The organism is Candidatus Palibaumannia cicadellinicola (assembly GCF_002855795.1).
Lineage (GTDB): Bacteria > Pseudomonadota > Gammaproteobacteria > Enterobacterales > Enterobacteriaceae > Baumannia > Baumannia cicadellinicola_C.
Map to the genome: position 1 here is coordinate 1 of NZ_NJPO01000039.1, position 6,918 is coordinate 6,918.

Below are 6,918 nucleotides of genomic sequence, written 5' to 3' on the forward strand. Positions count from 1 at the left end.
AGGAACATGAAGAAAGTCCACCTAGTTAAGACTTATTATTAAAGCGATCTACAGTGATATCTATACATAACCAAAGTAATATAATTAACGACACACACTATAATGTTCTTAAACTTTAACAGCAGCAAACATCAACAACACCTTGAAGAACTGCCCAAAATTCCTCAGATTGCTGCAGATATACAAATACTTTATAGTCCTAAAGCGTTTCGAAATGCCCTGCTCAAAGCTATCTCAGGAGCTCAACATCGAATATATTTGGTTGCGCTTTATTTGGAGCAAGACCAAGGTGGTCAAGTAATTCTTGATGCTCTATATAAAGCAAAACAGATTAATTCTCATCTAGAAGTAGCCGTATTAGTAGACTGGCATCGGGCACAACGTAGTCGTATCGGTGGCAATAATGGTCATACTAATGCGGACTGGTATTGCAACATGGCTGAATTTTATTCAGGTGTAGAAGTACCAGTGTATGGGGTACCGATCAATACGCGTGAGGCACTAGGGGTACTGCATTTGAAAGGCTTTATCGTCGATAATAATGTTATTTACAGCGGCGCTAACTTAAACAATATTTATTTGCATCAGCACGATAAGTATCGGTACGATCGTTACTATATTATACGTAACCCACTATTGGCTGAGTCTTTACTGAGTTATATCAGACAACAGTTTTTTACAGCGCTAGCAGTCAATCGATTAGACGATCCTACGCGCCCTAAGAGATTGAAAATCAAACATAATACTAAATTATTTCGTCATTCTCTACGTGAGGCACGTTACTGCTATGAAGGAAAAGCTGCGCTAAATGAACTAGCTATTACCCCATTGGTAGGGTTAGGCAAACAAAGTATCTTAAATCAAACTATCCATAACCTTATTTGTGCAGCCAGTACTAGTATTATACTATGTACACCCTACTTTAATATGCCGGCGCGACTAGTACGCCATTTAGTTAGTCAACTGCGTAAGGGCAAGCAAATTGAAGTGATAGTTGGCGACAAAACGGCTAATGATTTTTATCTGCCCACTGATCAACCTTTTCAAATAATCGGTATTTTACCCTATTTGTATGAAATAAACTTACGTAACTTTGTTACCAGACTACAAAGTTATATCAATAATGGTCAATTAATAGTGAGACTATGGAAAAATAGCGAAAATAGCTATCATATTAAGGGTATATGGATAGATAATGAGTGGTTGTTGTTAACAGGTAATAATCTTAATCCCCGTTCCTGGCGATTAGATTTAGAAAATGCGCTGTTAATTCACGACCCACAGCATGAATTGTATAGTCAACGCGAACAAGAATTAGCATTGATTCGAACTGACACCGAAGTAGTGCTTCATTTTACAGAATTACAAAGTATTGCCGACTATCCGGTTAAAGTGCGTAAACTAATTCGCCGTTTACGCCCTATCTTTATCGATCGCTTAATTAGTCAAATACTATGAGCAAAAATGAGTATATCAGCAACGAAAGCCTGATAATAATAAAAAGCTACCTACGTATAAATACTATATGAGATACTTTATGATACGAAATAGAGCCATTTAATAAGTTGCCAAACAACCCGTAGTGTTGAGATAATTTAAGTAAAGTTATCGTACTCATTTAAATTTAGGTATCGCCGCTAATTATAATTAGCGGGATGGTAATTCACCATAATAGTAAGAAAAAAAATGGTAGAGAAACGCAATATCTTTCTGGTGGGGCCTATAGGTGCTGGTAAAAGCACTATTGGTCGTCAGTTAGCTCAACAGCTTAATATGGAGTTTTTCGATTCGGATCAAGAAATTGAGCGACGTACCGGTGCTGATGTAGGCTGGGTATTTGACGTAGAAGGTGAAGATGGCTTCCGTTATCGGGAAGAAAAAGTTATCAACGAACTAACAGCAAAACAGGGAATTGTACTTGCTACCGGAGGAGGATCGATTAAATCACGTGATACACGTAACCGCCTTTCTGCCCGCGGTGTAGTAATTTATCTCGAGACTACTATTGAAAAACAGCTGGTCCGTACGCAGCGTGATAAGAAGCGTCCACTGTTGCAAGTAAAAATACCCCAGCGTGAAGTGCTAGAAGTACTGGCTCGTGAACGTAATCCTTTATACGAAGAGATCGCTGATGTCACGATTCGCGCTAATGAACAAAGTGCCAAGATTATTGCTTACCAAATAATCAGTCTTTTAGAACGTAACTAATGATTAATTAACTCAAAATCATTACCTTTTTGTGAAAACAATTAGCGTAAAATTAGGAAAACGTAGCTATCCTAATTTTAGCCCTTGGCGCGCGGCGATAAAGCTATGGTGGTAACGTGTATTTTACCGGATGGTGAGCAGTATAAATCTTTGGCGATGCTAGACAAAATTGTCACTACCCTGCTAGAAAGAAATCATAACCGTGACACGACTATTATTGCCTTAGGTGGTGGTGTAATAAACTAACAAAAATGACATAAAATCATACGCAGATGAAAAATTTTTTGATAGCACCATCTCTGTTTTCGGCTGACTTTGCCCGTTTAGGTGAAGATACTGCACGAGTAGTCTCTGCTGGGGCGGACGTAGTACATTTCGATGTTATGGATAATCACTATGTACCTAACCTTACTATGGGACCAATGGTACTAAAAGCGTTGCGTGAATACGGTATTACCGTACCCATCGATGTGCATTTAATGGTCAAGCCGGTTGATAGCTTAATTGCTGATTTTGCTGCTGCCGGGGCTAACTATATCACTTTTCATCCCGAAGCATCAGAACATGTAGATCGCTCTTTACAACTAATTAAAGAGCAAGGTTGTAAAGCAGGACTAGTATTTAATCCTGCTACGTCACTTCACTATTTAGAATATGTGCTTGATAAAATAGACATGATCTTGTTAATGGGGGTAAATCCCGGTTTCGGGGGGCAATCTTTCCTTCCATCTACGCTGGACAAATTACGGCAAGCACGCAAAATGATTGACGAAAATAACGTAGATATCCGCCTAGAGGTAGACGGGGGAGTTAAGGTAGAAAACATAGGTACCATCGCTACCGCCGGTGCAGATACTTTTGTAGCAGGATCAGCGATTTTTAGCCAGCAAGATTACCAGGCAGTAATTCAAGCTATGCGTCACCAGATTGCATTAGTTATTTAAGCTGATACGTCAAGGAGTCTTAAATCAGATGATACGGATAGTATCCAAGATAGCCCAGAAGCCATTAGCATACCTATGGTGATTAAGCGTAACATGATTAAACCAATTGTCTTTAGCGGTGCCCAGCCATCAGGAGAATTGACCATTGGCAACTATATAGGTGCGTTACGTCAGTGGGTGAGTATGCAGGATGATTACGAATGCTACTATTGCATAGTAGATTTACACGCTCTTACCGTACGACAGTCCGCGCAACAGCTACGTAAGATATCCCTTGATTTTTTAGCACTATATCTCGCTTGTGGTATCGATCCTAATAAAAGTACGGTATTTATTCAATCTCATGTGCCAGAACATAGCCAGTTAAGCTGGTTATTGAACTGCTATACCTACTGTGGAGAACTTAGCCGTATGACGCAGTTTAAAGATAAATCTGTTCGTTATGCGGATAATATAAACACCGGGCTATTTAGCTATCCTGTGCTTATGGCAGCTGATATACTTTTATATCAGACTAATAAAGTACCAGTAGGTGAAGATCAGAAACAACATATTGAGCTTATTCGCAATCTTGCAAAACGTTTTAACACCTTGTATAGCGACATTTTTACGGTGCCGGAGCCATTAATTCCTCATTTTGGTGCCCGTGTGATGTCATTACGGGAACCGACTAAAAAAATGTCTAAATCATATGATAACAGCAATAATGTAATTACATTATTAGATGATCCTAAGTGTGTTGTAAAAAAAATTCATAATGCTGTTACTGACTCTGACTATCCACCTAGAATATACTTTGATCCCATTAAAAAGCCTGGAGTTTCCAACTTAATTAATATTTTATCCTGCGTTAGTCAAACTCCTATAGCGCAGTTAGAACAGATGTTTGAGGGGAAAATGTACAATAATTTAAAAGCAGCTGTAGCAAGTACGGTATTAGATATGCTTAAGTCACTGCAGGCGCGTTATTATATACTAAGAGCAGACGAAACCTACCTGAGTCAGGTGCTGCGTGACGGAGCTGAAAAAGCACGCAACAATGCTAGCGTAACTCTGGCGAAAGTTTATGATGCAGTAGGTTTTTGGGTTAACTATTAAGTCTATATAAGTACTACTTATAGGCTATATTACTAATAATTATTAACCAATCTTGTATCAAAGTTTTCCCACATGATAGATAAAACGCCAAAAAAGTTACTTTCATACATACTTAAGGTAATTTAGCAAGATGCTTAATATTAAAATGTCTAATTGGCGTATTATTTACTATAATTTATTATATGTACTACTTAAGTTAGTAGTCAAAACTCACGTTCTTCCGGCTGATCCACTCGCAGAAGCAGGTCTAGATCCACAACAGCCCATGATATATCTGTTACCCTCTAACTCTAAAGTAGATCTACTAACTCTGCGTATACAATGTTTTAAACATATGTTACCAGATCCACTAGAACCACTACACATCGCTGGGGTTAAACTTCCTCGTTATGTTGTTATTCATCATCGCCAGCGTGTATGTTCATGGTTGAAGAAACAACAGCAATACGTCGCATTATTTCACGATTATCTTAATTTATACCGCAAACATCCTTGGTTTCATGTGCAAATTGTTTCAGTTTTAGTAATGTTTGGACGCTCTCCTGGCCGTGAAAGACATAACAACTTACGTCTTGATAGTCTTAATAAATTGATCACTGTGCTGTGGTTAGGTCGTGATAGTTTTGTTTACTTCTCTAGGCCTTTATCAATACCAATACGCTATACAGTCACAGCTACCGCAAATTGTATGGATAATACTAGTATAAATACTATTGCCCAAAAACTAGCACGGGCAGCGCGTATTAACTTCGCACGTCAGAGGCTAGTAGCTATGGGGCCGCGCCTACAGGTTCGTAATGATTTGTTTAAGAAATTACTAGCTTCTCAAGTAATTACAAAAGCGGTAACAGATGAAGCGCGCAGTAAAAAAATATCAGTAAAGCAAGCGCAGCAAAAAGCTAGCACACTTATAAAAGAGATAGCAGCAGACTTTTCTTATGAAGCTATACGTTTCTCAGACAGAGTATTAGGCTGGACCTGGAACCTTCTTTATCAGGGCTTACATGTGCGTAACGTAGATAGGGTTCGGAAATTAGCAGAAAATGGACATGAGATTGTTTATTTACCCTGCCACCGTAGTCATATGGACTATCTGTTACTATCCTACGTTTTGTATCATCAGGGTCTAGTTCCACCGCACATAGCCGCCGGCATCAATCTCAATTTTTGGCCGACCGGTCCTATCTTTCGTAGACTAGGAGCATTCTTTATCCGCCGTACTTTCAAGGGAAATAAGCTTTATTCTACTATATTCCGCGAATATCTCTGTGAGCTATTCACTCGCGGTTACTCGGTGGAGTATTTTTTAGAAGGTGGTCGTTCACGTACTGGCAGACTACTGGAACCTAAAAAGGGTACTCTGACCATGACTATCCAAGCTATGCTACGTGCCGGCAAACGGCCGATTACTCTGGTACCTATCTATGTGGGCTATGAGCATGTAATGGAAGTCGCTACGTACGCTAAAGAGTTATACGGTGCGGTCAAAGAAAAAGAAGGATTCATACAGATGGTATGTGGATTCCGTCAATTACGTCATCTGGGCCTGGGATATGTTAATTTTGGTGAACCTTTATCATTGGTTACCTGGCTGAATCAGCAAGTTCCGCAATGGCGCGAAAACCTCGATCCCATACCCATAGAGGCTACTCATAAACCAGATTGGTTAGCGCCGACGGTGGACAATATCGCTGTCACAATTATGATACGAATTAATAATGCTGCTGCGGTTAATGCTATCAATCTGTGTTCCAGCGTGTTGCTAGCATCACGTCAGTGCTCATACTCACTAACGCAGACGCAATTAGTGTCGCAGCTGACGTGCTATCTTGAACTATTACGTAATGTTCCCTATGCACCTGAAGTGACAGTGCCAAATATTACGTCTCAAGCTTTACTAGAGCATGCGCTTACACTTAATAAGTTTACTGTTATGAGCGATAGGATCTTTTTATCAAGTGATCAAGCAATACTTATTACTTATTATCGTAATAATATTCAGCATCTATTGATTTTACCTTCTTTAGTGGCGACTATTATTAATAGTAAACCTGGTATCAGTCGTAAGCAACTCCATTATTGTATCTTATGCTTATATTTCATGTTGAAGGCAGAACTATTTATGCGATTCAGCAACCAGGATTTACCATTTTTTATCGACAGTATAATTGCAGAGTTGTATAGACAGAGACTATTAAACGTACAAAAACAACAGCTATATCCTGTTCTAAATATGGAGCACGCAAATCAACTTAAGTTACTAGCAGCAAGTGGACGAGATACGCTACAACGTTATGCTATTACTTTCTCGTTATTGTGCGCTAATCCGCAGATCAATCGTAGTACGTTGGAAAAAAAAAGTTTGATAATTGCCCAGCAATTATCGGTCACACATAACATTAACGCACTAGATTTTTTCGACAAAGCGATATTTTCTACCCTTATAACTACACTACGTCATCAGGGGTATATTGGGGATAGTAGCTACGTTAGCGACGGTAAAGTAGAAGAGATAAGTGCATTGCTGAATGAACTCATAACCCCTGATATTCGGATCTCTATCACAAGCGCGCTAATCCGCAGATCAATCGTAGTACGTTGGAAAAAAAAAGTTTGATAATTGCCCAGCAATTATCGGTCACACATAACATTAACGCACTAGATTTTT

The 6,918-nt window shown here is 39.1% G+C and carries 4 protein-coding genes and 2 pseudogenes; all 6 read left to right on the forward strand.

The window, feature by feature from the left end; translation table 11 throughout:
• Positions 1 to 102 precede the first annotated feature (102 nt).
• Complete coding sequence (gene pssA / locus CEX73_RS00660; RefSeq protein WP_101626702.1) at positions 103 to 1,458, forward strand: CDP-diacylglycerol--serine O-phosphatidyltransferase; 1,356 nt, start codon at positions 103 to 105, stop codon at positions 1,456 to 1,458.
• A 228-nt stretch (positions 1,459 to 1,686) separates the two neighbouring features.
• The gene (aroK, locus tag CEX73_RS00665) at positions 1,687 to 2,208 is read left to right on the forward strand and encodes a shikimate kinase AroK (protein ID WP_101626703.1); all 522 of its coding nucleotides are present in this window, start codon (positions 1,687 to 1,689) and stop codon (positions 2,206 to 2,208) included.
• Positions 2,209 to 2,313: 105 nt separating this feature from the next.
• Positions 2,314 to 2,448, forward strand: a pseudogene (aroB, locus tag CEX73_RS03510) (3-dehydroquinate synthase); the annotation flags it as partial.
• Between the two features lie 32 nt (positions 2,449 to 2,480).
• Positions 2,481 to 3,152: a ribulose-phosphate 3-epimerase gene (gene rpe / locus CEX73_RS00675; protein WP_101626704.1), complete on the forward strand. Its 672-nt coding sequence runs from the start codon at positions 2,481 to 2,483 to the stop codon at positions 3,150 to 3,152.
• 93 nt (positions 3,153 to 3,245) lie between these two features.
• Positions 3,246 to 4,250, forward strand: coding sequence for a tryptophan--tRNA ligase (gene trpS, locus CEX73_RS00680; protein ID WP_101626705.1), 1,005 nt, complete (start codon positions 3,246 to 3,248; stop codon positions 4,248 to 4,250).
• Positions 4,251 to 4,395: 145 nt separating this feature from the next.
• A pseudogene (gene plsB / locus CEX73_RS00685) lies at positions 4,396 to 6,819 on the forward strand (glycerol-3-phosphate 1-O-acyltransferase PlsB); the annotation flags it as partial.
• Positions 6,820 to 6,918 lie beyond the last annotated feature (99 nt).